A 26785-nucleotide genomic window follows, 5' to 3' on the forward strand; every position below is an offset into this window, starting at 1 on the left:
CGACAAGACCGTATCGCCTGAATCGCTCCAAGGTGGTCACTCAAAGGAGTGGTCTGACGGGGAGTGAGATGACGCGGACCTGCGCCGCCGGACCCGGCGGCGCAGGTCCGCGTCATGGGACGACGACGGCCTGAGGGGGTTCCTCCACCGCGGTTGCGGGCCGGACCGGGCTGTTATGCGTCGGGCCGCCAGTCGAACGGGAAGTGCTTACTGGACCCGCCGCGGTACTCGCGGGAGAAGTCGAAGCCTTCGGCATGGTCCGCGCTCACCACGCCCCACGTGGCGACCTGGCCGGGCCCCACCTCCGCCCCAGGGGCGTTGATCAACTGCACCCGGCGCCCGGGGTCCGAGGTGGGACCGGTCAGTGCCGTGGCGCCCACGCTCACCTTGTCGGACACGGCCGCGCGCCAGTATGCGAGATCCGCCGCGGTATCAAAGTGAATCGGGGCGTATCGCACGTCGCGCACTTCGCTGATCAGCGAACCGAACGTGCCCGGCCACCCCCCGGCGTTGCCGCGGAACATCTTCTCCAGGGCGTCCCGCTGAGCGGGCGTCCCCTTCGCGTCGATGTAGAACATCGCCGTCATCGTGGCGTCGGGGTCGTCCACCCACATGTTTCCGGCGAACTCGCCGAGCGCCACGACACCCAGGCCGTCCAAGCGTACATCCCCGAAGTGCCCTTCATGGATCTGCCATACGAGCGTGAACAGGCAGGCGCCGTTCGTCGGAGCCTGCGCGAAGGTGCAAGGGCAGGGCATCGAGCAGCTGCATACGTCGAACCACTCGCCCTTGAGGTGCCAGTTCGTCTCGCTCATCACGGTTTCCCCTTCACCTGTATACCCCCTGGGGGTATCTCTGTGGCAGCAGATTACGCTGCCGCGGCGACGGCGTCAAATACCCCTGGGGGGTAAGCGTCGCTGTCGCGACAGCGGCAGTCCGGGGTGCGGAGGAAGGTTGTCGAGGCGGCCGCGAAGGTCTGACCTGAGGATTCGCTGGGCCGTTGGTCACGTGGTTGATCACGGACAGCCCGGAAACGCAAAAACCCCCTGATCAACAGGGGTCTTGCTGGTGTCCGAGGGGGTATCCGGACCCATACCCCACGGCTCACGCCCCTCACGACGGTACTGGCGCCGGCGCAGTGCCGTACCTGCGGACGGTCCGAGATCCGCGGGGCCGACTACGCTACAGCGGCACGACGGGCCCTCCGCGCTGTGCCTGGTCCCGCGAGTCCCACCTCAAGGAAGCAGAGACGGCGATGCCGCTTGGACAGCCCCGCGGGGGCGATGTGACCGCGCCCGTGCCACTTTCGATCTCCGTGCCCGATCGTGGGATCCATGACACCGTTCCCGCCGACTCCTGGACCGACGGTTTCCTCACCGGCAGCGGTGAGTACGGAGCCGTGCTGTACGGGGAGCCCGCACGGGAGAGGGTGATTTTCAACCACCACCGACTCGTCTTGCCGAACGGCACCCGCGAGGTCACCCCGCCCGTGCTCGCCGAGCGCCTGGAGCCCGTCCGGGACAAGGCGCTGGCCGGGGACTACTCGGGAGCGAACCGGGACTTCGCCGCCGGGTGGGAACTGCTCTGGACGCAGATGTACCACCCCGCGTACGAGCTTCGGATCGCCGCGGACGTGGCCGTCGCCGACGGATACGTCCGGACTACGGATTTCCGCACCGGTCAGGTCAGCTCCGCCTGGACGGACGGCCGCGGCACGTGGTCCCGCCGGATCTTCGCCTCCCGTGCCGACCGGGTCATCGTCCACGAGATGGTGCCGCCCCCGGGCCGAACCATCGATGTCACGCTGAGCGTGCACACGGCACTCGACGACGCCCCGAGCGCCCACGGGGCAGGCGACGACCTGCACACCCGGGTGGATTTCACCACTCTCGCCACAGTGACCGACGGCTCAGGGTGGCTCAACCTGCGCGGCACCTACCCGAAGGAGCTGGGGGCATACGGCTACGAGGGCGTGACCCGCGTCGTGCCCACCGGGGGTACGGTCGGCGTCAGCGGATCGGCCCTTGTGGTCGCCGGGGCGGCGCGGCTCACGCTGCTCACCCGACTGGACCGGTACGAGGCACCGGCCGTCTGGGACACCCGGCCGCTGCACGCACAGCTGGCGGAGCTGGAAGCCGACTACGCGGCGCTGCTCGCCCGGCATACCGCGATCCACTCCGAGCTGTACGACCGCTCCCGTCTCGATCTGGACGTGCCCGAGGCCGACCGCCGGCTGTCGACCACCGCGTTGCTCAAGCGTCAGAAGGCCACCCCCGCGGTGATCGATCGCGCCCTGCTCGAGCGGCTTTACGACTGTGGGCGTTACCTCTTCCTCAGCTCCAGTGGCATCCTGCCGCCCCGACTGACCGGTATCTGGACCGGGGCTTGGAGCAGCGCGTGGGCCGGTGATTTCACCACGGACGCGAATGTCAACCTCCAGGTGGCCCAGGGCAGCATTCTGGACCTGACCGAGGTCATGGAGGGCTACTTCGATCTGGTAGTGGGCCAGCTCGACCACTGGCGGACCAACGCGAGAAACCTCTATGGCGCTCGCGGCTACCTCGCGCCCTCCCGCACGGACGGCGAGTACGGGCACATGCTCCACTTCGACAACGGCGAGTTCCCCGGCCACTGCTGGACCGGTGGAGCGGACTGGCTGCTCCAGCCGCTGCTGGAGTACTACGAGGTCACCGGCGATGAAGCGTTCCTGCGGGACAGGTTGGGCCCGGCGCTGATGGAGCTCGCCCTGTTCTACGAGGATTTCCTGACCCGCACCGACGCCCACGGGAAGGTGGTGTTCGTGCCGTCCTTCTCCATGGAGAACAGCCCCGGCAATACCGGCGTATGCCTCTCGGTCAACGCCACCGGTGACATCTCCGCGGGCCGGCACGCCCTCACGGCCGCCATCGACGCGGCGAACGCGCTGGGGGCCGAGCAGGGTGACGGCGAGGGCGTCGAGCGCTGGACCGCCTTGCTGGCAAGGCTGCCCGACTACGCGGTCAACGAGGACGGCGCCCTGGCCGAGTGGTCCTGGGACGGTCTGGCGGACCGCTACCACCACCGGCACGTCCAGCACCTCTACGCGGCCTGGCCGCTGCACGAGATCAACCCGGAGGAGCGCCCCGACCTGCTGGCCCCTGCGCTCAAGGCGCTCGACGTGCGCGGAGACCAGAACCTGTCCGCGCACGGCAGCCTGCATCGCGCCCTGGTGGCCGCCCGGCTCAAGGACGGGGCCAAGGTGTACGACAACCTGAGGAAGATCATCGGCAATGACATGCTCTTCCGGTCGCTGATGACCTCCCACAATCCCGGTCTGGACGTCTACAACGCGGACGCCGCGAACACCCTGCCCGCCGTGCTGGCCGAAGCGCTGCTCTACACCAGGCCGGGTGTTCTGGAGCTCCTTCCCGCGCTGCCCGAGCCGTGGGGCAAGGGCACGATCACGGGCATCCGGGGCCGGGGCGGGATACGGGTGCACAGTCTGGAGTGGGACCTGCCCGCCCGTACCACCGTGGTGACGGTCACCTCGGACACCACCCAGGACGTCACGCTGATCAGCCGCCGCTGGATGGCCTCCGTCGCCACTTCGGCGGACGTCGCCGACTCTCCGCTCGGCCCGCACGCCCGGAGGGTCTCTTTGGCCGCCGGGCAGCGGACACGGATCAGGGTCTCCGGCTGACCGCCCGGTGATGGTCGGCCGACCGGCCCGGCGGCGGGGTCCGTGGGCGGCGCGGGAGACGGGATCCGGGGCAGGGCCCTTCGAACCGCCGACCGACGCCCCTCATCCCGGGTCGTCGGTGAAGCGCCGTTCCAGCGCGAGCTCCCGCGCCAGTTCGACACCGGTCTCCACGCCGCCGTACAGGATCCCCTGATCCCCGAGGGTCGACACCGCCAGCCGCGGCAGCTCGAAGGGCACGACCTGGGACAGCTCCGCCCTCAGCGCGGGGATGTAATCGTGGAGCTGGCCGCCCACGCCGCCACCCAGAATGATCAGCTCGGGGTCCACGACGGTGATGACCGAGGCGAGCGCGAGGGCGAGGGCGCGGGCCTCGTCGGCCATGACCTTACGGGCAGCGGCATCTCCCGCCCCGGCGGCCGCCAGGACGTCTTCGGCCCGCTCGGCGTCTGCCAGGCCGTTCCGGCGGGCCGCGTCGACGATGGCGTCGGCGGCGGTGGTGCTCTCCAGCATGCCGCGTTCCCGCACCTCCGGAGGCAGACCGCGCCGCGGGACGGGGAGGACGGGCATGAACGCCACCTCGCCCGCCATGCCGCGAGCACCGCGCAGCGGCTTGCCGTTCAGCACGATGCCCGCGCCGACGCCGGAACCGACATGCAGGTAGACGAAGTTGTCGATGCCCCGGCCCAGACCTCTGGCGCACTCGCCGAGCGCGCCCAGGTCCACGTCGTTCTCGAAGCGGACGGCCCCGGCCTCGGCGAAGAACTCGGCGAGCTTCCTCACGTGCAGCGCGTACTCCCAGCCCGGCAGATTGGAGGCGAGCTTGAAGGATTGCTCCTCCGGGTCATAGACGCCAGGGGAGCCCACCACGACCTGGAGCAGGTCGGCCATGGTCAGCGAGCGTTCCGTGAGGGTGGAGGCCACCACGTCCTCGATGACGCCGACCAGCCCCTCCGCGTCCCGGGCCGACGGAACCCGCGCCACATGGACCACGTCGCCGACCAGGTCGGAGAGCGCCAGCCTCACCCAGCGACGCCCGATGTCCAGGACGATGACCCATCCCGCGGTGGGTTCCGGCCCGAAGAGCTGCGGCGCCCGCCCGGCCTTGCCGGTGCGCACGCCCAGCCGCCGCACGAGCCCGGCGTCGACCAGCGCGGCGACCGCGGCGGTAACGGTCGGCTTCGACAGCCCCGACACCTTGACGAGTTGCGGGATGGAGACGGAATCGGCCGCGTACACATGGTGGAAGACCGATCGCTCGTTGAGGTGACGCATGTAGGTGGTGCTGGTGGCGACCGGAGTCAGCTTGGCCAACGGCTCCCCCTCGGCTCTGAGACGTGATGACAGGGTATCGCTCCCAAGCCCTTGTAAATTTAGGAGCCTCCCTTACAATCAGCGCCATGAAAGCGCTTGCATCCCTCGGTCCTGTCGTGGCCATCGACGTGGGTGGCACGAAGACCGCCCTCCTCGTCGCCGGTCAGCAGGAAGGTTCGGCACCTCGCACGGACCGCCTGCCGACCCTCGCCGCGCGAGGCCCCCGGGATCTCTTCGCGCGGATCGAGGCGTCCTTGACGCGACTGCTCGGCCCGGACGCCGGACTCACCGATGTCGTGGGCGTCGGCATGGTCTGTCCCGGAATCGCCACCGACGACGGAGTGCTGTTCGCACCGAACACCCCCGGCTGGGAGCACCTGCGGGTGCGCGACGTGCTGTCCGGCATGTTCCCCGCGGCGCGGATCACCGTCATGAACGACGTCAAGGCGGCCGCCCTGGCCGAGACCCGGCAGGGCTTGCTGAACGGCGTGGAATACGGCCTGTACCTCAATGTCGGCACCGGACTCTCCTGTGCCCTGGTGGTACGGGGGACCGTGCTGGACGGCGCGAACGGCGCGGCCGGCGAGATCGCGTACCAGGTGCTGGACCCCGACGACCCCGGCGTACGCGACGGCAGAGCTCCGCTGGAGGAGACGTTCTCCGGAGCCGCGCTCACCGAGGTGGCACGCGCCTGGACGGGAGACAGGACCACCGCCACCACGGCGTTCGACCTGGCACGGGCCGAGCCCGATTTCAACGAACTGATCAACGTGCGTGTCCGGCGGTTCGCCACCGCCGTCGCCAACCTCGCCACCGCCTTCGATCCGGCCCGGATCGTCGTGGGCGGCGGGATGGCCGAACGCACCGAGGTGTTCGCCGAACTCGCCGTGGCGCTGAAGCGGCTGGTGCCCTTCCCGCCCGGCCTGCTGCGCTCGGACATGCACGACGACGCCGCGCTCACGGGTGCCCTGATCGCCGCGCGCGAGGCGGCACGGCCTGCGCGAGGCGCCGCTGCCCCGGCCGATACGGCGCCTTCCGTTCCCTTATCGGAGCGCACCGGTGCGTCTCCGTCCGGACTACGGACCATCTGCGGCTGATCCTCGGATCCCACTTCCCGCCCTGCCGGGCGGCAGTACGTCTCACGTGAGCGCGACGAAAGTTGGACGGCATGCGAAACAAGCTCATACCCCTCGCGACGGTGTTCGCACTCAGCCTGACCGGCTGTGCCTTCGGTGGTGAAAGCCCCAGCGGAAACCAATCGGACACGCTGAAGTTCTGGCTCTCCGGCGACGGGGCCCAGGGTGGCGGGTTCGCCGCGATGGCGAAGGAATACACCAAGGAGACCGGCGTCAAGGTCGAGGTCGTCGACATCCCGTACGACGACCTGACGACAAAGCTGCGCAACGCGGCGCAGGCGGACGATCTGCCCGCACTGGCCCGCGTGGGGACGGTCGACCCGGTGTGGGCCGACTCCCTGCTCGACCTCGGCAAGGTCGCCACCACGAACCACATCAAGCCCGGCCTTCTGTCGAAGTCCCCCAAGGGGCACGTCGAGGCGCTCCCGACGGACCTCACGGCGGTCGGGCTGTTCATCAACAAGAGCCTGTTCGACAAGGCGAAGGTGGCCTATCCGACGTCGGACGACGCCCAGTGGACCTGGGACGAGTTCACCGCGGCGGTGAAGAAGGTCCAGAAGAAAGCGGATGCCAAGTACGGCCTGGTGATGGACTCCTCCAGCCACCGGCTGCGTTCCTTCCTCTACCAGTTCGGAAGCAACGGCTTCCCGCTGAACGCCCAGGGCAAGTTCACCACCGGCAAACAGACCGCCACCGCGCTGGAACGCTTCAAGGCGATGAACGACGACAAGCTCATGCCGCGCTCGGTGTGGCTGTCCGACGGCGATGCCGGCGCGTTGTTCAAGAGCGGCCGGGTCGCCGCGTACTACTCCGGTGTCTGGCAGATCACCGACTTCTCCAAGAACATCAAGGACTTCGCGTGGACGTCCGTCCTCATGCCCAAGCAGCCGGTGCGTGCGACGAACCTGGGAACGAACTACCTCGTCGGATACGACGGTCCGAACGCGAAGAAGACGCGGAAGTTCATCAACTGGCTCTACAGCCCGAAGAACTACGCGAAGCTCTGTGAGATCTCCGGCTTCCTTCCGGTGGAGGACGGCGTCAACGTCGACTACAAGGACCACAAGGCGGCGTACGACCTCTACAACGACGAGATCGCCAAGTCCGCTCCGGTGTCCGCCCAGCAGATGAAGAACGAGCTCACCTACGCCTACAAGGGCATGAGCGGCGACAGCGACCCGATCAAGGACGAGACCGTCAAGTTCCTCAGCGGGAAGCAGGACGTCCGCCGGACGATCGAAGCGATCGAGAAGCAGATGGACGCCCAGATCGCCGGATGACGCGAGGGAAGACAAGGAAGTGGAAAGGCCGACGCCGATGACGATCACCGCGGAACCCCACCGCATCAGTCCGCCGTTGCCCCAAGCGGCCCGGCGGAGCCGGCGCAGCCGTTACATGCTCGCGCCCGTCGCGTTCGCGGCGGTCAACATCGTCATGTTCCTGCTGTTCTTCATCTGGCCAGGTGCGCTCGGCCTTCTCTACTCGTTCACCAACTACCGCGGATTCGGGCAGGCCGACTTCGTGGGGTTCGACAACTACCACACGCTGTTCTCGGATCCGGAGTTCTACGCGGCACTGCGGCGTACGGCGGTGTACGTGCTGCTGTCCGTCCCCCTGACCTATGTGCTGTCCCTGGGCGTGGCGGTACTCCTCGTCAGCAAGTTCACCCGCGGCAAGACACTCGCCAAGACGGTGTTCTTCTTCCCCTGGCTGATCTCCCCGATCGTCACGGGCGTGATCTGGCGCTGGCTCTTCGGCGAGAACTTCGGCTTCGTCAACTTCGTCCTGGGCGAGCTCGGCTTCTCGGAGGTGGAGTGGTCGTCCAACGGCGACCTGTCCCTGGCCATCGTGATCTTCGCCACCGCCTGGGCGGCCACGGCCTTCAACATGCTCCTGTTCATCGCGGCCCTGAAGAACGTGCCACGCTCCTACTACGAGGCGTCGGAACTCGACGGGGCCGGCGGCTGGCAGCGGTTCCGGTACATCACCCTGCCGGCGATCGCCCCCACGTCCTTCATGGTGATCCTGCTGTCGACGATCAACTCCATGAAGGAGTTCGCGATGGTCCAGGCGCTCAACGGCGGTGGTCCGGGCACCGAGAACCGGCTGATAGTGCAGTACATCTACGAGACCGGATTCAAGCAGGCCAAGGTGGGCTACGCCAGCGCCGTGTCCATGATCCTGATGGTGGTTCTGATGGTGATCGCGCTCATTCAGATGCGTGTGGGCAGAGGGCGGGGAGCGTCGTGAAGGACAGCAGCAGCGTTGTGAAGGACATCGGCGTCGCGCCAGTGCGGCGGCGCTCCCGGGGCGCGGGAACGGCCGCGCGCACGGCCGGTTTCACCCTCGTGCTGTGGGCCTTGGCCGCCTTGTTCGCCTTTCCGGTGGTGTGGTTCGTCCTGAGCGCCTTCAAGCCGGGCAGTGAACTGTTCAGCTATCCACTCTCCATCCTTCCGCGCCACTGGACCCTCCAGGGATTCGAGACCGCCTGGCAGCGGATCCACTTCGCGCGCTACTTCACCAACACCCTCGTCGTGGCGAGCCTGACCACCGTCCTCACGGTCCTCGCCAGCGCCAGTACGGGCTATGCCCTCGCCAAGTACTCCGCGTGGTGGGTCAAAGCCTTCTTCATCTGCGTCCTGGCGACCACCATGCTGCCCACCGAGGTCATCCTGACGCCGTCCTTCACCGTCGTGCGGAACCTCGGCCTCTACGACTCCCTGGCGGGCGTCATGGTGCCGTCGATCATCACCGCGACCGGCATCTTCATGTTCCGCCAGTTCTTCCTGACCGTTCCCGACGAGCTGCTGGAGGCGGCCCGTCTGGACGGCGCGAGCGAATTCGGCATCTTCTTCAGGATCATGCTGCCGATCGCCCGGCCGATCGTGGTAACCCTGGCGATCTTCTCGTTCCAGTGGCGCTGGAACGACTACATCTGGCCGCTGATCGTGCTCAACGATCAGAAGCGGTTCACGCTTCAGGTGGCCCTGCGCAATCTCATCGGAGCCGAGAACATCGACTGGTCCGTGCTGCTGGCGGCCTCCGTCATCTCGCTGCTGCCTCTGGTGCTGATCTTCTTGGTGTTCCAGCGCCACGTCATGAACGCCGACATCGAGGCGGGGCTGAAGGACTGACATGACACCGGCCTCCCTTCTCGGCCCCGGTACCGACCTGGTGTTCGTGGACGCCCTGGTCGGGCCGCTCGACCGGCGCGTCCCCGGCATCGTCACCGACTGGACGGACGGTCGCTACGCGACCGCCCAGCACCGCCTCCTCGCGGCCGACGCCAAGGCGCTCCTCACTGCCTTGGCGTGCCCTCGCTCGCGCTGGCACCGCGACGTGGAGACCTTGCTGGGTCCTGCTCAGGGCCTGATCAGTCAGCTCACCACCCTTCAGGGAGACGACGGCCTGTTCGGCGGCGACAACCTCGCCTCGCCCCCCGACTCGTCGTTCACCGTGGGCGACGTCTGTGTGATGACCGAGCTGATCGACACCACGGGCGTCAGGGACCTGCCACAGATGGGAGAGCTGTACGCGGCGCTGGCCGGCATCCGGCGCGCCGTGACCCCGGCGCTCCTGACCGGAGGAGTACACACCCCCAACCACCGCTGGGAACTGTGCGCCGCCCTCGCCCGGCTCCACCGCATCGAGCCCGATCCGCGGCTTCCTGCCCGCATCGGCCAATGGCTCGCGGAGGGCATCGACATCTACCCCGACGGGATGTACTCCGAGCGCAGCCCCCTGTACGCCGCGTTCGTGACGAACCCCTCGCTCCTCGTCATCGCGGACGTGCTCGCCCGTCCCGAACTGGAGGAGAAGGTACGGCGCAACCTCGACGCCTTCGCCCCGCTCTTCGACGAGGACGGCACGGTGGAATCCGTGCACTCCCGCCGTCAGGACCAGCGGATGCGCTTCGACGGCGCCGGATTCCTGCTTCAATTCCGGCGCCTCGCCCTCCGCGATTCGCGCGGTGACCATGCCCGGCTGGTCACCGACATCCTCGCGCGCGGAGTCGACGGCGAAATCGCGGGCCACGCCCTCGCGGAGGTACTCCTGGACCCTCGGCTGGCCGGGCCCCTGCCCTCGGCCGGACCCGGGCGTCCCGCCGTCGGACAGACGGTGCTCGCCGACTCGGGGCTGGCCCGCGTCCGCGCCGGGCGACGCGGCGTCACCGTCTTCGGCGGCAGTGACAACGCCCGGTTCCCACGCATCGCCTCCGGCCTGTCGACCAACCCCACCTTCCTGCGGTTCCGCCAGGGGAACGCGGTCCTGGAGTCGTTGCGGCTGTCGGTCGCCTTCTTCGGCCTCGGTCCCTTCCGCAGCGAGGGCCTGTACGTCAGGGGCGAGGGCCGCTACGCGCTCACCCAGACCACCCAGGCCCACTTCTACCAGCCGCTCCCGGCCTACCGGCACCGGGCCGACGGACGTTACGAACTGGGCGACGAGGGACGCTTCTTCGCCTCCATGGACTTCCCTCACCGCCCCACCGACGACCATCAGCTGCGGATCGACGCCGACGTCGATGTGACCGAATCCGGCGTCGACGTCCGGCTGGATCTGCGCGCCATCCCGACCTCGTACGTCCTGGAACTCGTCTTCCGTCCCGGCGGGACGCTCAAGGGCGTCCGGCCCCTCAGCGACCCCGACTCGTACGAACTCGTCGAGGGCACGGGCAGCTACACCGTGGGCGGGGACACCATCCGGTTCGGCCCCGGCAACGGTTCAGGTCCCGCCCAGCCGACGGTCTTCGACGACGGCGAGCAGTTCTCCTACCTCGGCGCCCGCGATCCCGTACCAGGGACAAGGGTCTGCATCACCGGACGGGTCCCGAGCACCTACACGCTGTCCCTCATCGGGACGCAGCCCTGAAACCGCCCCGCTCGGCGCGGTTCACGTGCCGGGACCGAGGTCGTCCTCCAGGCGGCGGGAAGCGTGTGGAGCAGCGTCGGTCCAGCCGCTCTTGCCCGAAGCGCCGTACCTGACTCCCCAGCGGTGCGCCGGGGGCGCTGTTCGCGCGCCGAGGTCACGCTCGACCCGCACAACGGCAAACCCCCACGGTCGACGAGCAACCGTGGGGAATTGATGTGTGTCCGAGGGGGGACTTGAACTCTCCACTCGGGCACCAGCCCATTAGTTAGCTGACCTGCGGAGATGTGCTCTCCGGGCCCCTTTGAGGTCCGTGAGGGTTGGTCCTGCTCACCTGCTGTTTCTGCCCGTTCCTGTCCGCTGTTGGTCATGCGTTGGTCACGTAGCCAACCGGGCCTGGGCAGCGGAAAGCCCCCGCCATGCGCCACGAGGGAAGCACACGACGGGGGCCGCTGAGGGACCGCTCAGACGGTCAGGCCGGGGTCGAAGTACCCCGGCGTTCGGAACAGGCCCATGAAGGTGCCGGGGCCATGCCGTTCGTCCAACCACACCCCCAGCGCCGTCACGTCACCGCTGATGATGGCTGCGAGAAGGCGCGTGTGGCACTCGCTCTCCTCCCCAGGGGCGAACTCCTCAAGGAAGTGCGTGTACCGGCGATTGACACCCTTCTCGTAGCCACCGAGGGCCGCCACGTATCGCGTCTGCTCTTCGCTCCCCAGCACCCTCTTCGCGCGCCCGGCGTCCTCCTCGGTCAGCGTCCCCGTCACGTCCCGGAACGCAAGTGCGCCAAGAGGGTCTGAGGGCTCGGCCACGCCGAAGCGTTCTGCCGTCTGCCGAGTGATGGCACGCGCCTCTTTGTCGCACGCGCCTTCCATGACGATTCCGAGGTTCCGCGTGTGGTGGCTCCCACACTGGTCGACAGCCGAGTACGGCTGTCCGGTTGTGCGGCGGTAGTTGATCCCGTACTGAGTGCGGACGGGCACCCCTGCCACTTCCACGTAACGCCGACGCGACCCGTAGTGAAGGCAGTCATGCGCGTACGCGCGCAGCAGATCGAGAAGGGCCAGCGCGGGGCACTCGGGATTCCGGCGTTCCATGGGCCCGTACATGGTGATGACGGCCACCATCTGAAGGTGCCGGTATCCCTGGTCCGGGTGGTGGAATCCACCGAAGGCACCGACCCGCGAGGACTCACAGCCGACCAACACGCGGCCAAGCGGCAGCATCTTCGCCAGTCCGTACCCGGCGTACCGGCGTTTGGCGTTTTCGACGCCTACATGGAAAGGCGTGGTGTCGATGCCGTCTGCCGCCCACCGGCTGAGCATTTCCGACAGCGGCCGGAACACGTGTGCGGGGTGCTTCCCCGTGAGCCGGGACGCGTCGGTGCGCATGGCCGCCAGCGCCGCCATCGCCCTAGCGCCGGTTACGGACTCATTCGGGGCGAGTTCCGTTAAGTCGCCGTGCCCGCCTTGATGAGCTGAATGTGGGACTCTTGCATCCCCTCCGGGAGCGCGTCCGGGCTGAACCATTTCGCCTCCAGAATCTCGAAGCCGTCGAGCTTGAGAGTTCCACCCACGTGAAGCGCTTCGTAGGCGATTTCCACGCGGAGTTTGTAGCCACTGGTTACCTGAACCAGCCGCCCCGGAACGACTTCAAGGCCAGTTTCTTCCCGAACCTCCCGAACGATGGTTTTCGGGAACTCTTCGCTCTTGATTGCGTAGCCGGTTGGAAGTCCCCATGGCCGGTCTGCGGGCCACATTCGGTGCTTGAGGAGCAGGACTTCCCCTGCCTCGTTCCGTACTACGCCCGTCACGCCAATCATGAATTTGGCGTGCGCGAACCACAGGATCCGCCATTGCATCGGCCCCCGGATGATGCGCCAGATTCGGGCGATCAGCCTTTTCACACTGTGTCCTTTCAGTGGTTCGGCGTCATCGTCGGCGCCGTGGCCGCTAACGATGTCGGAACCAGTACGACGGCGTCCAATCGACAGGTGGGCCGTCAGACATTGATCACGTCGCCCCACTTGATGACTCACTTCGAACGCGCGCACAGCGCCTGCGTCCGCTGCGGGACCGTCCCCCTGCCCGGACTCGAACCGGAGTCCCCTGAGCGCGCGAGAGTGATGAGGCCACACGCGCAACAGGGTTCCTCCTGACACCACAAGGGGTGCGCATCACTATCCGGCTGTCAGAAGTTGTCGTTCGTGTCGGTCTCCGAGGCGGGATGGGTTGTCGATTCCTCGGGGAAGCGGATGTTCCTGGAGTCGGTCATCCATTCCTGTCCGCCCTTCCGGGGGCGGAGGAACGCGACGAGCGGTCCCGGCATCTGGTGGTCGAAAGCGAGTACATCGACGTGACAGAGGTCTTGTAGTACGCCGATGCGTCCCGTCGCGGCGTCGTAGGCTTCCTGGCCACGCTTGGGGCCCTTGTACGGCGTCGGCTGCGTCATGCGGGCAACCCCCACCGAGCAGCCGCGCCGGGGTCTTCGTGGGACGGGTGTCGGCGACGCAACAGTTCATCGTCGGCCGCCGCCCGGTAGTTCCCTGCCTGCTTCGCCTCGTCGCGCAACGCCGTGTACTTCCGGCATCCCGCGCAGTCCTGGTCGGTCATGCTCGCTTCCCCCGCCCAAGGTGCTTGTCGATCTTCTTCTTCAGCTCCTCGGCACGCGCGTCCAGGTCCTTCGGAGTGGGGTGCTTGGGGGCCTGCTGCGTCCCTTGCGGCTGCGTCGGGGACGTGTCCGCGCTCACCGCGCGTCCTCCAGCGCTCGCTGCTGCTCGTACCGGAGGACGTACAACGGCACGGGGTCGGTGTCCCATGCGATGGGGAAGCGCTCTGTGATCGGGATTCGCGGGAGTTGGAGCGTGGGCGGGTCCTCGTGGCAGACAGGGTCAGGTAAGCACGTGAGGGCGAGCGCACGACTAGGCAACGCAAAAGAGACCTACTCGGCCATTGAACGAGTGCAGGCTCTTTCTGTCGGTATCGGTACTCCCGATACGCCAGAACACCATTACCGCTATGACCCTGGAAAGGCTCTGTCCTATACAGCTACAACCCTCGCATGGCTCGGAGATTCAGCGGCGGAACCCTACGCCAGGGAAGTAATCACGAGGCTGAGTCCCAGCGACGACGTAAGCCAGTGGCCACGACGTGTAGCTTCCGCGAATATCGATCTGGCTTTGGTCCTCCTCAAGGAAGACCGGTTGGACGAAGCATGCGATTCGGCACAGAAAGCAATTCTGTCTGGGAGTGTAGTTCCCTCAAATCATTGGCGCGCGCTGGAAGTCGTCAAGGCTGTTGAGGCTCGGCAACTCCCCGAGAGTGCAGACCTGCGGGAGGCGTACCAGGGCCTCAAGGCGATTGAGAGGGGAAAGAGGTAACCCGGAAGTCGCTGCCCTGTTCGTTGGGCACCACGCGACATAAGAACCGTCCCGTAAAACGAAAGAAACCCCGGCCATGTGGACCGGGGCTTTTCGTAGGTTTGTTAGAGGAGTGCGCGGAACGGGTTCGCTCCGAGCGGTTCGGGTGGTTCCGTCGTAAGGGTCGACGGGCGTGCGAGCTGCGTGGGGTCGGGCGTTGCGGGTCGGTAGGCGTCCATTGAAACGACCTTGTCTCCGTTCTCGTCTGGTCCTACCCGGCGGCCGGCTGCGGGCTCCTGCGGTTTCAGACTGGCGACACAGCAAGGTCACGAACGACCTGGAGGCCGGGGAGAACCCCGTAGAGGTCTCCGCCAACGTCCGGCACCACTCGCCGGGCTACACCATGGCCCGGTACGGCCACTCTCGTAAGGACGGAGCGCGCCGACTGGCCGCCTCCGGTGCGGGCCGACTCGGCCTGTCGTCCCTGGTCTGACCTGGGGATTCGCTGGGCCGTTGGTCACGTGGTTGGTCACGCCACAGCCCAGAAATGCAGAAGACCCCTGATCAACAGGGGTCTTAGCTGGTGTCCGAGGGGGGACTTGAACCCCCACGCCCGATAAAGGGCACTAGCACCTCAAGCTAGCGCGTCTGCCATTCCGCCACCCGGACCAGGTGTCTGCCGTCCCGGCCCGCGGCCGTTCCGACGTGGAAAACCATAGCAAACATCAGAGCGTGCTCGATCACGCGGACGGACCCGTGGACGGCTGCGGCCGATGGGCCGCCGGTGCGGCGCCGGTGGTTCGCCGCTGTGTGACGGGGGCATGACGGCGGTATTGCGGCCTTGGGCTGCGGCGTCGGGGGGTGGAGGATGGCGGGGTGGCCCCGCGGTGGGCCGGTCCGGGTGGATCCGGCCCGGGGGCAGGGAACGATGAGGAGGCAGCGTGAGTGAGTCGCAATCGGGCGGGACGAAAGCCGGAACGGTCAGGGGCGAGGACGAGGTCGTCGATCTGTGCCGCGATCTGATCCGGATCGACACCAGTAACTACGGCCCCGATCACTCCGGCCCCGGCGAACGGGCTGCCGCCGAGTACGTCGCCGAGAAGCTCGCCGAGGTGGGGCTCGAACCGCAGATCTTCGAATCCCGCAAGGGCCGGGCCTCGACGGTGGCGCGCATCGAGGGCGAGGACCCGTCCCGGCCCGCGCTGCTCATCCACGGCCACACCGACGTCGTACCGGCCAACGCCGACGACTGGACCGTTCACCCCTTCTCCGGCGAGATCGTCGACGACTGCGTCTGGGGCCGGGGCGCGGTCGACATGAAGGACATGGACGCCATGACGCTCGCGGTCGTCCGCGAGCGGCTGCGCACCGGCCGCAAGCCCCCGCGCGACATCGTGCTCGCCTTCCTCGCCGACGAGGAGGCGGGCGGCGTGTTCGGGGCGCGGCACCTGGTCAACAACCACCCGGAGCTGTTCGAGGGCGTGACGGAGGCGATCGGCGAGGTCGGTGGCTTCTCCTTCACCGTCAACGAGGACCTGCGGCTCTATCTGATCGAGACCGCCCAGAAGGGCATGCACTGGATGCGGCTCACGGTGGACGGCACCGCGGGCCACGGCTCGATGACCAACAACGACAACGCCATCACCGAGCTGGCGGAGGCGGTCGGGCGGCTCGGGCGGCACAAGTTCCCGATCCGGGTGACCAAGACCGTACGGTCCTTCCTGGACGAGCTGTCCGACGCGCTCGGCACCCCGCTCGACCCGGACAACATGGACGAGACGCTGGCCAAGCTCGGCGGCATCGCGAAGCTCATCGGGGCGACGCTCCAGAACACCGCCGCGCCGACCATGCTCGGCGCCGGGTACAAGGTCAACGTCATTCCCGGGCAGGCGACGGCCCACGTGGACGGCCGCTTCCTGCCGGGCCTGGAGGACGAGTTCCTGGCCGACCTCGACCGCATCCTCGGCCCGAAGGTCAAGCGCGAGGACGTGCACGCGGACAAGGCCCTGGAGACGACCTTCGACGGGGCCCTGGTCGACGCCATGCAGTCGGCGCTCAAGGCGGAGGACCCGATCGCGCGCGCCGTGCCGTACTGCCTCTCCGGCGGCACCGACGCCAAGTCCTTCGACGACCTCGGCATCCGCTGCTTCGGCTTCGCGCCGCTGAAGCTGCCCCCGGAGCTGGACTTCGCCGGGATGTTCCACGGCGTGGACGAGCGGGTTCCGGTGGACGGGCTGAAGTTCGGCGTGCGGGTCCTCGACCGGTTCCTGGACGCGTGCTGAGGAGCCCTGGATGGCCTAATCGTTCACACATACTGAATGCATCACAAAGGGTGAATGCTGTCGTAGCTTGATAGCTTGATTGCTCCCTCCTCGTTACATGGGGTGTGCGGCTCGTGACCGGGCCGCGAAGCCGAAAAGGGGGCGGGACGATGAACCCCGGCCTTCGGCGACTACCGCATCGATCACGTGACGTTGAGTCACGGTCCACCGGAACGTGATCCCGGCGGTCCGGGAAGGCGCGCGACGCGCACTCCCGGACCGCCCGGGCATGGGGGTGCGGGCGCGAGATCGCCCGCACGCGTTCCGGCCGGGCCACCGGCAGGGGAGCGAAAAGTTATGCGACAGGTTGCGAAAAAGGGCCTGATCACCGTAGCGGCGGCGAGCGGCATGCTGGCCGTGACCGGAGGCTACGCACACGCGGACTCGGGGGCGAACAGCAGCACCGGGAACTCGCCCGGCGTCGTGTCGGGCAACAACATCCAGGCGCCGGTACACGTGCCGGTGAGCCTGTGCGGAAACACCGTGAACGTCCTCGGGTTCCTCAACGAGGCCCGGTGCGGCAGCGGGGCGCAGCAGGGCTCGGGCAGCTCGGCCCACTCGGGCAGCTCGGGCAGTTCGTCCAGCGGCTCCCAGGCGGGGAGCTCCTCCGCCCAGGGCAGCACCGGGAACTCGCCCGGCGTCGGCTCGGGCAACAACGTCCAGGCTCCGGTGCACGTCCCGGTCACCGTGTGCGGGAACAGCATCGGTGTGATCGCGACCGGGAACAGCGCCGGGGGCGACTGCGGCGGTGTGGTCGACGCCGTACCGGAGAACCCGGGCAACCCCGGGAACCCTGGCAACCCGGGTAACCCCGGTAACCCGGGCAACCCCGGTACGCCGGGCAACCCTGGGAACCCCGGCACCCCTGGTAACCCGGGGAACCCCGGCACCCCGGGCAACCCCGGTAACCCGGGCCAGCCCGGTACCCCCGGCAACCCCGGTCAGCCGAACAACCCGGGAGACGACACCCCCGGTAACAACGGTGACAACGGCAACAACGGTGACCACGGCAACGGACCCGGGGCGCACAGCGTCGACCCGGCCGCGCACCTCGGCGGTTCCCACCTCACGGGCAACGAGCAGCTCGCCCACACCGGTGCCGGACCGGTGGAACTGGCCATTCCGGCCGCCGCGGGCATGCTGCTCGCGGGCACGGTCCTCTACCGCCGGGCGCGCGCCGCGCGGCACTGACCTCGCCCACACCGTCTGACCTGGGCGGATCCGGTCGGATCACGGCGGGCCCCGCCTCGTGCGGGGCCCGCCGTGCGTCACCAGGTGGCGCGGAGCTGGCGGATGATTCGACGCCGCAGCCGCACTCTTCGGCTGCCGTCGGGGTTGAGTCTCAGTCGATCCAACTCCCAGTGTCCGTATTCGGCATGGTCCGTGAGCAGGCGGGTAGTGGCGTTGCGGGACACCCCGCGTGGCACATACACGTCGCAGAATTCGTATTCCGGCATCGCATCTATTGTGCGGGAACTGCCCTGGTACGGATAGCGTCTGCACTATGTCTGATGCTGCGCAGCCATCCGCTGCCGAGGTACGCGCCGCCGCTGAAGCGGTGAAAGCCGCACTGGACCGTCACCTCGACGCCGTCGAACGCCGGTCGGGGGAAGGCGACCCGGCCGTCTACGCCGCGTTCAACGAACTGGCCGCGGCAGCCGAGGTGTACGACGAGCTGCTCTACGACACCTATGACGAGGTCACGCCCTTCGAAATCCCGGGCGACGACAGCCTGCCCGCCTATGCGGGCCCCGACGAACCCAGTGCGCTCAGCGTGCTGATCCGCCGGGACTACGCGGTCGTCGAACCGCAGCGGCTGCTGTCGCAGGCCCAGCGCATCGTCGACCTGGACCCGGACCTCGACACCGGCGGCGGCCGCCTGGGCGGTGGGACGGCCGGTGCCGGGGAGAGCGTCCATGCCGCTCTCGGCGTCGTGTTCGGCGAGTTCGAGCCGGACGAGATCGCCTCCCGGCACAAGGAGTTCGGCCTGGAGGAGGGCGACTCGACCCTCTGGGTCTCGGCCCTCGAAGAGCCCGCCGAACCGGGCGAGTGGCTGTCCGCCCCGTTCGACCAGGCCGATCCCGAGCAGATCGTGTGCCGCTTCGACGTCAGCTCGGTCTTCGACGAGGAGCTGGACGACGAGGACGATCTCGAGGTGCTGGGCCCGGGGAGCTGAACCCGGCAGCACCGCCGCACCCCGGGCCCTCCGGCCGCACGCCCCCCGGCGGCCGCAGGGCCCGTCTCGCCCGTCCCGCCCCTCATCCCGTGGGCGGGGCCTGGGTCCGGAGCAGGGACCGCAGGCGGGTGGTGCGGTCCTTGAACGGGATCTCCGCGACCGCCCGGGGCAGCGCCGCCTCCGCGCCCTGCACCACGGACAGATGCCGCTCGCCCCGGCCGAAGGCGGTGTAGACCCAGGCCCGGGTCAGCCCGGGCGCCGCGTCCCCCGGCAGCACCACGACCGCGGCGGGCCAGCGCGTTCCGGCCGCCTGGTGGGCGGTGAGGGCCCAGCCGTGCCGCACCAGGTCGCCGACCCGCTCACGGGGCACCACCACCGGCGCACCCGCGCAGTCCAGCCGCAGCCCCTCGGCGTCCGCCGACACCACGGTGCCCGGAAGCGCACGGCCCGGCGCCGGGGTGTACGCCACACGGTCGCCCGGGTCGAAACCGGCGAACCGGCCGGGGCCGGGGTTCAGCCGCTCCTTCAGCGCCGCGTTGAGGGCACGCGTCCCCGCCGCGCCACCATGGCCGGGCGTGATCACCTGGGTCTGCTCCGACGGCACGCCGATCGCGCGCGGCACCGAGTCCGCGACCAGCTGCACGGTGCGGTGCACGGCCTCGCCCGGGTCGCGCACGGGGACGATCACGACCTCCTTGCCCGGCGCCTCCACCTGGTTCAGCTCGCCGATGCCGATGCCCGAGACCAGCTCGCCGATCGGCCCCGGGTCGGGCGTACGGGAGACCACCTGCGGGCAGCGGCGGGCCGCCACCAGGTCCGCGAAGACCCGGCCGGGCCCGGCCGACCACAGCACGCCCGGGTCCCCGCTCAGCACCAGCCGGGCGCCGTCCGGCAGGGACTCGACGAGCATGGCCGCCGTCTCCACGTCCAGCTGGGGCGCGTCCAGCACGGCGATCAGGTCGAGCGCCAGCGCGCCGTCCTCGTCGCGCCCCGGGCCCTCGCCGCCGGAGAGCAGCCCGGCGACGGTGACGGCCGCGTCGGCGCCGACCTCCGCGGCCAGCCGCCGCCTGCCGTCCTCGCTGTGCGCGGCGGCGCACACCCGCAGCCCCATGGACCGCGCGGCGGCGACCAGCGCGGCCGGTTCGGCGCGGGCCGCCTCGCCGCCGCTGTGCGTGACCAGGCCGTGCACCGCGACGGTACGGATCAGCTCGGCGGCGGAAGGGGACGGCGCGCCGGTGGCGGCCGCCTCCCAGTCCGGCGCGTCGTCCTCGTGCGCGTCGGCGAACGTCGTGATCAGCCGGGCGAAGCCGTCCGCCAGGCTCTCCTCGGCGAGCGCGTAGCGGTCGAGCCCCAGCAGCACCCGGACCGGCTGCTCGGCCTCCTCCTCGTCGGGTGCGGCGGGTGCGGGCGGCCGGGCGCCCGCGGGCGCCTCCAGGGCGTCCTGGAAGACCAGCACTCCGCCGCCCGCGATGGCCGCCCGCAGCGCCTCGTCCGGGTCCGGCACGGACACCTTGGCGAGCGCGGCCCGCAGCGCGGAGGACTCCAGCGCGGTGTGCCCTTCGAGGGCGGCGCGCTCCAGCAGCCAGCCGGTGAGCGCCTGCGAGCGGCGCTCGTCGTCCGGCCCGCACTCCGGTCCCAGCAGGGCGCGGGCGAACCCATCGGCCTGGTCGGGGCGCACCCCGGGGACGGCGAGCAGCTGCCAGGGGTCCTCACGCAGCGCCTCGGCGGCACGCTCGCCGAGCGTCTCGGCGACCGGTACGGCCAGCGCCTCGGGCGCGCCGCCCGCGGCCAGCACCTCCCGGACTCCGGCCACGCCCGCCGCCGCGGGACGCGCCGGTGGCGCGACGGGAGCGGGCGCGGCGGCGCGGGCCGGTTCCCGCGCGGGCGCGGCGGCCGGTTGCGGCCGGGCGGGGGCCGGTCGGGGTTCGTTGAAGAACGACGCCGCCGACCGCTCGCCGCTCTCCACGGCCCGCACGGCAGCCGCCAACGCCTCGGCAGCCGCCGACCGCCCACCCTTGCCGCCACCACCCGTCGGTGTCTGCGCGCCCGAGCCACCGGCCGACTCCGCCGCGCCCCCGGTCGCGGCGCGAGCCCCCGCACCTGGGGCGCTGGTTCCTGTCGGCTCGGCCCCGGCCTCGGGGCTATCCGGCCGCGTCCCGGAAGCGTCGCCCCCGGCCTCGGGCCGCCCGGGCTCGGCCGCGGCGCCTGCCGGAGCCGTCGTGTCGGCGGCTGCCTGCGCGTCCGCCGCAGCGGGGTGCCCCGGTGTGGCGGCCCCGGTCCCGGTCGGCTCGTCATCGGCCCCGGTCTCGGCGTGCGTATCCGCCTCGGGGGCGTAGGCCGCGGGAGCGTCGGGCCCCGTCCCGGGGGCGGAGCTCCCGGCCCCGGGCCGCCCGGGTTCTGCCGTAGCGGGCTCCGCGGCGTCCCCGTTGGCCCCGGGCCGCCCGGGGCCCTCCGGGGCGGCCGATGCCGGTGTGTCCGGCGGACCCGCTTCGCCGGGGGGCTGCCCGGCGGCCGCGTCTTCGGCGCCGGACCGCTGCGAGTCTGCCGCGGCACCCGTCGCGGCCGGTGGGTCGGCCTCGCCGCCGCCCGACTGGGCGGCCGCTGACGCGGCGTCGGGGGCCGGGGCAGCGTCCCGATCCGGCCCCGGCGCGGTGGCGTCGGGCGCCGACGGCGCCGCGGGGGTGGCGGCCGCGGCGCGGTCCGCGCTCGCGGCGGTGGCCTCCTCGGGCGGGGGGTCGCCGGCGAGGTGGTCGGTCGTCACAGCGTGCTCCAGTCCTGATCGGGATAGCGGTGCACGGGCGCCGACACGTCGTCGAGCGCCTGGCAGATCTCGTCCGGAAGACTAAGGGCCTCCACCGACAGCGCCGTGCGCAACTGCTGGGCGTTGCGGGCACCGACGATGGGCGCGGTCACGCCCGGCCGGTCGCGCACCCAGGCGAGGGCGACGTGCAGGGCGCTGGTGGCCAGGCCGTCGGCGGCTATGGCGACGGCGTCGACGATCCGGCTCGCCTCCTCGTCGAGATACGGGGCGACGAAGGCGGCGAGTTCGGAGGCGCCGCGGGAGTCGGAGGGCGTCATGTGGCGGTACTTTCCGGTGAGTACGCCACGCCCCAGCGGCGAGGACGGCAGCAGCCCGATGCCGAGGTCGAGGGCGGCCGGGAGCACCTCGCGCTCGATGCCGCGCTGGAGCAGCGAGTACTCCATCTGGGTGCTGGCGAGCCGGGTGTGGGCTCCGGAGGAGGCCAGCTGCCAGGTGGCGGCCTTGGCGAGCTGCCAGCCGCAGAAGTTGGACACGCCGACATACCGCGCCCGCCCGCTGCTCACCGCTATGTCCAGCGCCTGGAGGGTCTCCTCGAGTGGGGTGACGGGGTCGAAGGCGTGCACCTGCCACAGGTCGACGTGGTCCGTGCCGAGCCGCTCCAGCGAGGCGTCCAGGGCGGCCAGGAGATGGCCGCGGGAGCTGTCGAACCGGCGGTCCGGGTCGGGGACGCTGCCCGCCTTGGTGGCGATCTGGAGATCGCGCCGCGGTACCAGCCCTTCCAGCAGCCGCCCGAGCAGATATTCCGCCTCCCCGTCCGCGTACACATCGGCGGTGTCGACCAGGGTGCCGCCCGCCTCCCAGAACGCCTTCAGCTGGTCCGCCGCTTCGTGTTCGCCGGTGTCCCGCCCCCAGGTGAGCGTGCCGAGCCCGAGCCGGGATACGCGCAGGCCGGTGCGGCCCAGGTGCCTTAGCTCCATGTACGTCGCTCCATGAACATCGAGATTACTGGCCGGAAAGCAGACCGTGTCAGCCTGTGGATAACCCTGGATCACCCACCGGCGGACCACCCCCCGGCCTACCCGGGACCCACCCCTGACGTACCGGGGTTCCGCGCGCTAGAGTCCCCGGAACAGCGACGTTACTGATCAGTAAGAGGTGGCATGGGTATGCGGCTCGGAATCAACCTCGGCTACTGGGGCGCCGGGATGGACGCGGACAACCTCGCGGTGGCGCGCGAGGCCGACCGGCTCGGCTACTCGGTCTGCTGGGCCGCGGAGGCGTACGGATCGGATGCCGCCACCGTGCTGTCGTGGGTCGCCGCGCAGACCGAGCAGATCGACGTCGGGTCCGCCATCTTCCAGATCCCGGCCCGTACGCCCGCGATGACGGCGATGACCGCCGCCACCCTCGACTCCCTCTCCGGCGGCCGGTTCCGCCTGGGCCTCGGCGTCTCGGGACCGCAGGTCTCGGAGGGCTGGTACGGCGTGCGGTTCGACAAGCCGCTGGCCCGCACCCGCGAGTACGTGGACATCATCCGCAAGGCGATGTCGCGCGAGCGGCTGACCCACGAGGGCGCGAACTGGACCCTGCCGCTGCCCGGCGGCCCCGGCAAGCCCCTCAAGCTGACCGTGCACCCGGTGCGCGAGTACATCCCGCTCTACATCGCGGCCATCGGCCCGAAGAACCTGGAGCAGACCGGCGAGATCGCCGACGGCGCGCTGGTCATCTTCTTCGCCCCCGAGCACGCCGAGGCCACCACCCTCGGCTCGCTGCGCGCGGGCCGGGAGAAGGCGGGCAAGACCCTCGACGGCTTCGACCTGGTGCCCACCGTCCCGCTCGCGGTGGGCGAGGACGTCCGCGGCCTCGCCGACCAGTTCCGCCCGTACACCGCGCTCTACGTGGGCGGCATGGGCAGCGCCAAGCAGAACTTCTACAACAAGCTCGCGCAGCGCATGGGGTACGAGAAGGAGGCCGCCGAGATCCAGGAGAAGTACCTGTCCGGGGACAAGGAGGGCGCTGCCGCCGCCGTCCCCCACGAGCTGATCGATTCCACCACGCTGCTCGGCCCGGTCGAGCGCATCGCCGACCGGATGAAGGCGTACGCCGAGGCCGGGGTCACCACCCTGTCGCTCACCCCCGCGGGTTTCACGCTGGAGGAGCGGGTGGCCGGGCTGCGGGCCGGTGTCGAGGCGCTGGAGCGCGCCGGACTCGCGTAGCGAACGCGTATGCGGAGGTTTCCGCGGCCGTGGTGGGGGCTCGGGGGTCTTCCCCGCCACGGCCGTCACCGAGCACAACGCCTCCGGTGCGGCGGAGTTACGCGCGCGACGGGGCCCTCCGTATTCGCTCGTGATTCCCTCGTACGGATGAGCCGGACGGCCCACCTGTTGCCACTTCCGATACCGGGCATTTGACTCTTTTCCGTGTGGTGCGTGCGTGCCGTGCCCGGAGGTGGCCGTGATGCTCTCGGCGAAAAGCGTGTTCCAGGAGATCCTCGGAAACGACGAGTCGTTCCGGCTGTTCTGCTCCATCGCCGCCAGCGGCGAGGCGCAGGGCGGCTGGGAGAACGGCCGCATCGCCGCGCTCGTGCCCGACAGCCGGCGCGACCTGGCACCCAAGATCACCCGCCATGGCGCGGACGAGGACAAGCACGGCCGGATCTTCAACGCGCTGCTCCGCAAGCGCGGCCTGGAGCCGGTGGAGGCGCCGCGCGCGACGGACTACACGATGCTGCTGGAGGCCCGCGGCGTCGGCCTCGCCCACGAGAAGCTGCGCCGCGACGAGCCGCTCACCGAGCACGACATCGTCATCTACCTCGCCCACAGCCGGGTCACCGAGCAGCGCGCCGCCGCGCAGATGGCCATGTTGCGCGGCTGCTTCGGCGACCACCCGGAGGTCGGCCGGGCGGTCACGATGATCGCCAAGGACGAGGAGAACCACCTCGCCTACTGCCACGAGGAGTTGCTGCGGCTGGCCGCCGCCGGATACGGCCGGACCATCCAGCGGGCGCTGCGCGAGTGCGCGCTCGTCGAAATGGAGGTCCACCGGTGCGTCAGCCTCGCCGTGATGACGCACATGGGGCGCATCCTCGGCTGGTCCAGGGGGAAGTCAGCGGCGCTGACGGCGGGCATCAAGGCCGGGTACGGGTACGAGCGGCTGGGCGGCTGGCGCCGCATGGTGACGCTGCGGATGCCCGAGCGGCGGGACGCGCTGGGCGGCGCGGAGCCGACCACCCCCGAGGAGCCCGAGTTCGCGTGACCCCCCGCCCGTACGGCCCCGGCGGCGCGCGGCCTGTTCAGAGCCAGCCGCGGCGCTTGAACATGCGGTACAGCAGCGCGATCACTCCGGCCATCAGCCCCACCACGGCCGGATAGCCCCACGGCTGGCGCAGCTCCCACATGTGGTCGAAGTTCATGCCGTAGATACCGGCGATCAGCGTCGGCACCGCCGCCATCGCCGCCCACGCCGAGATCTTCCGCATGTCGTCGTTCTGCCGCACCCCCATCTGCGCCAGATGGGCCGAGAGGATGTCCGACAGCAGCCGGTCCAGTCCCTCCACATGCTCGTTCACCCGGGTCAGATGGTCATGGACGTCGCGGAAGAACGGCCGCGACCCCTCGTGGACGAACGGCACCCCGGCGCCCGCGAGCCGCGTCATCGGCTCCGCCAACGGGCCCGTCGCGCGGCGGAATTCGAGCACCTCGCGTTTGAAGGCGTAGATCCGGCCCGCCGTGTTCTGGCCCCCGCTGCCGTCCGGCGCGAACACCGTGGTCTCCAGCTCGTCCAGGTCCTCGTGGAGGGCGTCCGCCACGTCCAGGTAGTGGTCCACGACCGCGTCGGCGACCGCGTACATCACCGCCGTCGGCCCGTGCGCCAGCACCTCCGGGGTGTCCTCCAGCCGTTCACGCACCGCGCTCAGCGGGTTGGCCTCGCCGTGCCGCACGGTCACCACGAAGGAGTCACCGACGAACACCATCAGCTCACCGGCGGTGACGGTGCCCGCCTTCTCCTCGTACCGGACCGGCTTGAGCACCAGGAACAGCGAGTCGTCATAGACCTCCAGCTTGGGCCGCTGGTGCGCGGTCAGCGCGTCCTCCACCGCCAGCGGGTGCAGCCCGAACTCGCTGGTGACCAGCGCGAACTCCTTCTCCGTCGGCTCGTGCAGCCCGATCCAGAGGAAGGAGTCCCCGGTCGCGCGCGCCTGGTCGAGGGCGTCGGAGACGTCGGCGGGGCCCTCGGTCCGGGACCCGTCCTGGTAGATGGCACAATCTACGATCACGCGGGGCATTGTGCCTCGCCCGGGTGAGAAGCGCACAGGTGGGGGAAGCGCACAAGCCGGGCACACACCCACCCTGAGCGGGCCCGGAAGGGTCGTAGGGTGGCAGGCATGCCCACGCTGATCCTCGTCCGGCACGGCCGGTCCACCGCGAACACGGCCGGCGTCCTCGCGGGCTGGACGCCCGGTGTCGCCCTCGACGAGCGCGGCACCGCCCAGGCCGCGGAGCTGCCCGGGCGGCTGGCCCGGCTGCCGCTCGCCGCCGCCGTCACCAGCCCGCTCCAGCGCTGTCAGGAGACCCTCGCGCCGCTGCTCGCCGCCCGCCCCGACCTGCCGACGCACACCGAGGAACGGATCGGGGAGTGCCACTACGGCGACTGGTCGGGCCGCAAACTCGCCGAGCTGGCCGATGAACCGCTGATGAACATCGTCCAGCAGCACCCGTCCGCCGCCGCCTTCCCCGGCGGCGAGTCCATGCGCGCCATGCAGGCACGCGCGGTCGACGCCGTGCGCGACTGGAACGCCCGGATCGAGGGGGAGCACGGCGCCGACGCGATGTATCTGATGTGCTCGCACGGCGACGTCATCAAGGCGATCGTCGCGGACGCCCTCGGCCTCCACCTCGACCTCTTCCAGCGGATCTCCGTCGAGCCCTGCTCGGTCACCGCGATCCGCTACACCCCCACCCGGCCCTTCGTCGTACGGCTGGGGGACACCGGCGACTTCGCGGGACTCGCGCCCCGGGAGGACGCCCCCGCCGAGCGCGGCGGGGACGCGGCGGTGGGCGGCGACGCGGGGGCACCATGATCTCCGGGCGCAGTAGGGTGGTCCCGCGGCGCGGCCGCGCCGCGGCAGCCGGGACCGGGCGGCCGTGACGCCCGGCAGCCCCACCGGAACCACCAGC

23 protein-coding genes and 1 tRNA gene are annotated in these 26785 nt (G+C 70.0%); 12 read left to right on the forward strand and 12 right to left on the reverse strand.

Annotation, left to right across the window (positions count from 1 at the left end):
• Positions 1–173: 173 nt before the first annotated feature.
• Complete coding sequence (locus LCH29_RS06415) at positions 174–815, reverse strand: DUF1326 domain-containing protein (protein ID WP_446460705.1); 642 nt, start codon at positions 813–815, stop codon at positions 174–176.
• Between the two features lie 500 nt (positions 816–1315).
• Between LCH29_RS06415 and LCH29_RS06420 the strand changes: the two genes are divergently transcribed.
• Positions 1316–3679, forward strand: a complete 2364-nt coding sequence (locus tag LCH29_RS06420; RefSeq protein WP_446460706.1) for a glycosyl hydrolase family 95 catalytic domain-containing protein — start codon at positions 1316–1318, stop codon at positions 3677–3679.
• 102 nt (positions 3680–3781) lie between these two features.
• On the opposite strand, the gene LCH29_RS06425 is transcribed toward LCH29_RS06420, so the two are convergent.
• Positions 3782–4990: an ROK family transcriptional regulator gene (locus tag LCH29_RS06425; RefSeq protein WP_446460707.1), complete on the reverse strand. Its 1209-nt coding sequence runs from the start codon at positions 4988–4990 to the stop codon at positions 3782–3784.
• Positions 4991–5076: 86 nt separating this feature from the next.
• On the opposite strand from LCH29_RS06425, the gene LCH29_RS06430 reads away from it, so the two are divergent.
• From LCH29_RS06430 to LCH29_RS06450, 5 genes are all read left to right on the forward strand, one after another.
• Complete coding sequence (locus LCH29_RS06430; RefSeq protein WP_446460708.1) at positions 5077–6087, forward strand: ROK family protein; 1011 nt, start codon at positions 5077–5079, stop codon at positions 6085–6087.
• A gap of 71 nt (positions 6088–6158) precedes the next feature.
• Positions 6159–7406, forward strand: coding sequence for an ABC transporter substrate-binding protein (locus LCH29_RS06435; RefSeq protein WP_446460709.1), 1248 nt, complete (start codon positions 6159–6161; stop codon positions 7404–7406).
• A gap of 115 nt (positions 7407–7521) precedes the next feature.
• The gene (locus LCH29_RS06440; RefSeq protein ID WP_446460710.1) at positions 7522–8376 is read left to right on the forward strand and encodes a carbohydrate ABC transporter permease; all 855 of its coding nucleotides are present in this window, start codon (positions 7522–7524) and stop codon (positions 8374–8376) included.
• Positions 8373–9260, forward strand: coding sequence for a carbohydrate ABC transporter permease (locus LCH29_RS06445; RefSeq protein WP_446460711.1), 888 nt, complete (start codon positions 8373–8375; stop codon positions 9258–9260). The genes LCH29_RS06440 and LCH29_RS06445 overlap by 4 nt, the downstream gene beginning before the upstream one ends.
• 1 nt (position 9261) lies before the next feature.
• On the forward strand, positions 9262–10995 hold the full coding sequence (locus LCH29_RS06450; RefSeq protein ID WP_446460712.1) for a hypothetical protein: 1734 nt from the start codon (positions 9262–9264) through the stop codon (positions 10993–10995).
• Between the two features lie 461 nt (positions 10996–11456).
• Here LCH29_RS06450 and LCH29_RS06455 read toward each other — a convergent pair whose 3' ends face one another.
• From LCH29_RS06455 to LCH29_RS06480, 6 genes are all read right to left on the reverse strand, one after another.
• A complete protein-coding gene (locus LCH29_RS06455; protein WP_446460713.1) occupies positions 11457–12383 on the reverse strand; it encodes a hypothetical protein in 927 nt (308 codons plus the stop codon).
• Between the two features lie 59 nt (positions 12384–12442).
• Complete coding sequence (locus tag LCH29_RS06460) at positions 12443–12898, reverse strand: NUDIX domain-containing protein (RefSeq protein WP_446460786.1); 456 nt, start codon at positions 12896–12898, stop codon at positions 12443–12445.
• Between the two features lie 284 nt (positions 12899–13182).
• Complete coding sequence (locus LCH29_RS06465) at positions 13183–13443, reverse strand: hypothetical protein (RefSeq protein WP_446460714.1); 261 nt, start codon at positions 13441–13443, stop codon at positions 13183–13185.
• Entirely contained in the window at positions 13440–13604 is a 165-nt protein-coding gene (locus LCH29_RS06470) for a hypothetical protein (protein ID WP_446460715.1), read from the reverse strand. The genes LCH29_RS06465 and LCH29_RS06470 overlap by 4 nt, the downstream gene beginning before the upstream one ends.
• Positions 13601–13741, reverse strand: coding sequence for a hypothetical protein (locus LCH29_RS06475; protein WP_398317186.1), 141 nt, complete (start codon positions 13739–13741; stop codon positions 13601–13603). The genes LCH29_RS06470 and LCH29_RS06475 overlap by 4 nt, the downstream gene beginning before the upstream one ends.
• Positions 13742–14931: 1190 nt before the next feature.
• Positions 14932–15019: transfer RNA gene (locus tag LCH29_RS06480), tRNA-Leu, on the reverse strand.
• Between the two features lie 272 nt (positions 15020–15291).
• Here LCH29_RS06480 and LCH29_RS06485 point away from each other — a divergent pair.
• Together LCH29_RS06485 and LCH29_RS06490 are read left to right on the forward strand one after the other, a co-directional pair.
• On the forward strand, positions 15292–16632 hold the full coding sequence (locus LCH29_RS06485; RefSeq protein ID WP_446460716.1) for a M20/M25/M40 family metallo-hydrolase: 1341 nt from the start codon (positions 15292–15294) through the stop codon (positions 16630–16632).
• Between the two features lie 336 nt (positions 16633–16968).
• Positions 16969–17862, forward strand: a complete 894-nt coding sequence (locus LCH29_RS06490) for a chaplin (protein WP_446460717.1) — start codon at positions 16969–16971, stop codon at positions 17860–17862.
• 77 nt (positions 17863–17939) lie between these two features.
• Here LCH29_RS06490 and LCH29_RS06495 read toward each other — a convergent pair whose 3' ends face one another.
• A complete protein-coding gene (locus tag LCH29_RS06495) occupies positions 17940–18128 on the reverse strand; it encodes a DUF5703 family protein (protein ID WP_079152252.1) in 189 nt (62 codons plus the stop codon).
• 47 nt (positions 18129–18175) lie between these two features.
• Between LCH29_RS06495 and LCH29_RS06500 the strand changes: the two genes are divergently transcribed.
• Positions 18176–18847: a hypothetical protein gene (locus LCH29_RS06500; protein ID WP_123102887.1), complete on the forward strand. Its 672-nt coding sequence runs from the start codon at positions 18176–18178 to the stop codon at positions 18845–18847.
• A gap of 82 nt (positions 18848–18929) precedes the next feature.
• On the opposite strand, the gene LCH29_RS06505 is transcribed toward LCH29_RS06500, so the two are convergent.
• Positions 18930–21608 carry a helix-hairpin-helix domain-containing protein gene (locus tag LCH29_RS06505; RefSeq protein WP_446460718.1) on the reverse strand — a complete coding sequence of 893 codons (2679 nt, stop codon included), beginning with the start codon at positions 21606–21608 and terminating at the stop codon, positions 18930–18932.
• Positions 21605–22585, reverse strand: coding sequence for an aldo/keto reductase (locus LCH29_RS06510; protein WP_446460719.1), 981 nt, complete (start codon positions 22583–22585; stop codon positions 21605–21607). Before LCH29_RS06510 ends, LCH29_RS06505 begins: the two co-directional genes overlap by 4 nt.
• A gap of 189 nt (positions 22586–22774) precedes the next feature.
• On the opposite strand from LCH29_RS06510, the gene LCH29_RS06515 reads away from it, so the two are divergent.
• Positions 22775–23824, forward strand: a complete 1050-nt coding sequence (locus tag LCH29_RS06515) for an LLM class F420-dependent oxidoreductase (RefSeq protein WP_446460720.1) — start codon at positions 22775–22777, stop codon at positions 23822–23824.
• A gap of 241 nt (positions 23825–24065) precedes the next feature.
• On the forward strand, positions 24066–24863 hold the full coding sequence (locus tag LCH29_RS06520; RefSeq protein WP_446460721.1) for a ferritin-like domain-containing protein: 798 nt from the start codon (positions 24066–24068) through the stop codon (positions 24861–24863).
• 37 nt (positions 24864–24900) lie between these two features.
• On the opposite strand, the gene corA is transcribed toward LCH29_RS06520, so the two are convergent.
• Positions 24901–25893, reverse strand: a complete 993-nt coding sequence (corA, locus tag LCH29_RS06525) for a magnesium/cobalt transporter CorA (RefSeq protein ID WP_446460722.1) — start codon at positions 25891–25893, stop codon at positions 24901–24903.
• Positions 25894–25992: 99 nt separating this feature from the next.
• Between corA and LCH29_RS06530 the strand changes: the two genes are divergently transcribed.
• Positions 25993–26688 (forward strand): histidine phosphatase family protein, encoded by a 696-nt coding sequence (locus tag LCH29_RS06530; protein ID WP_446460723.1) that lies wholly within the window; start codon positions 25993–25995, stop codon positions 26686–26688.
• Positions 26689–26785: the final 97 nt, after the last annotated feature.

Source organism: Streptomyces sp. BRA346 (genome assembly GCF_052851135.1).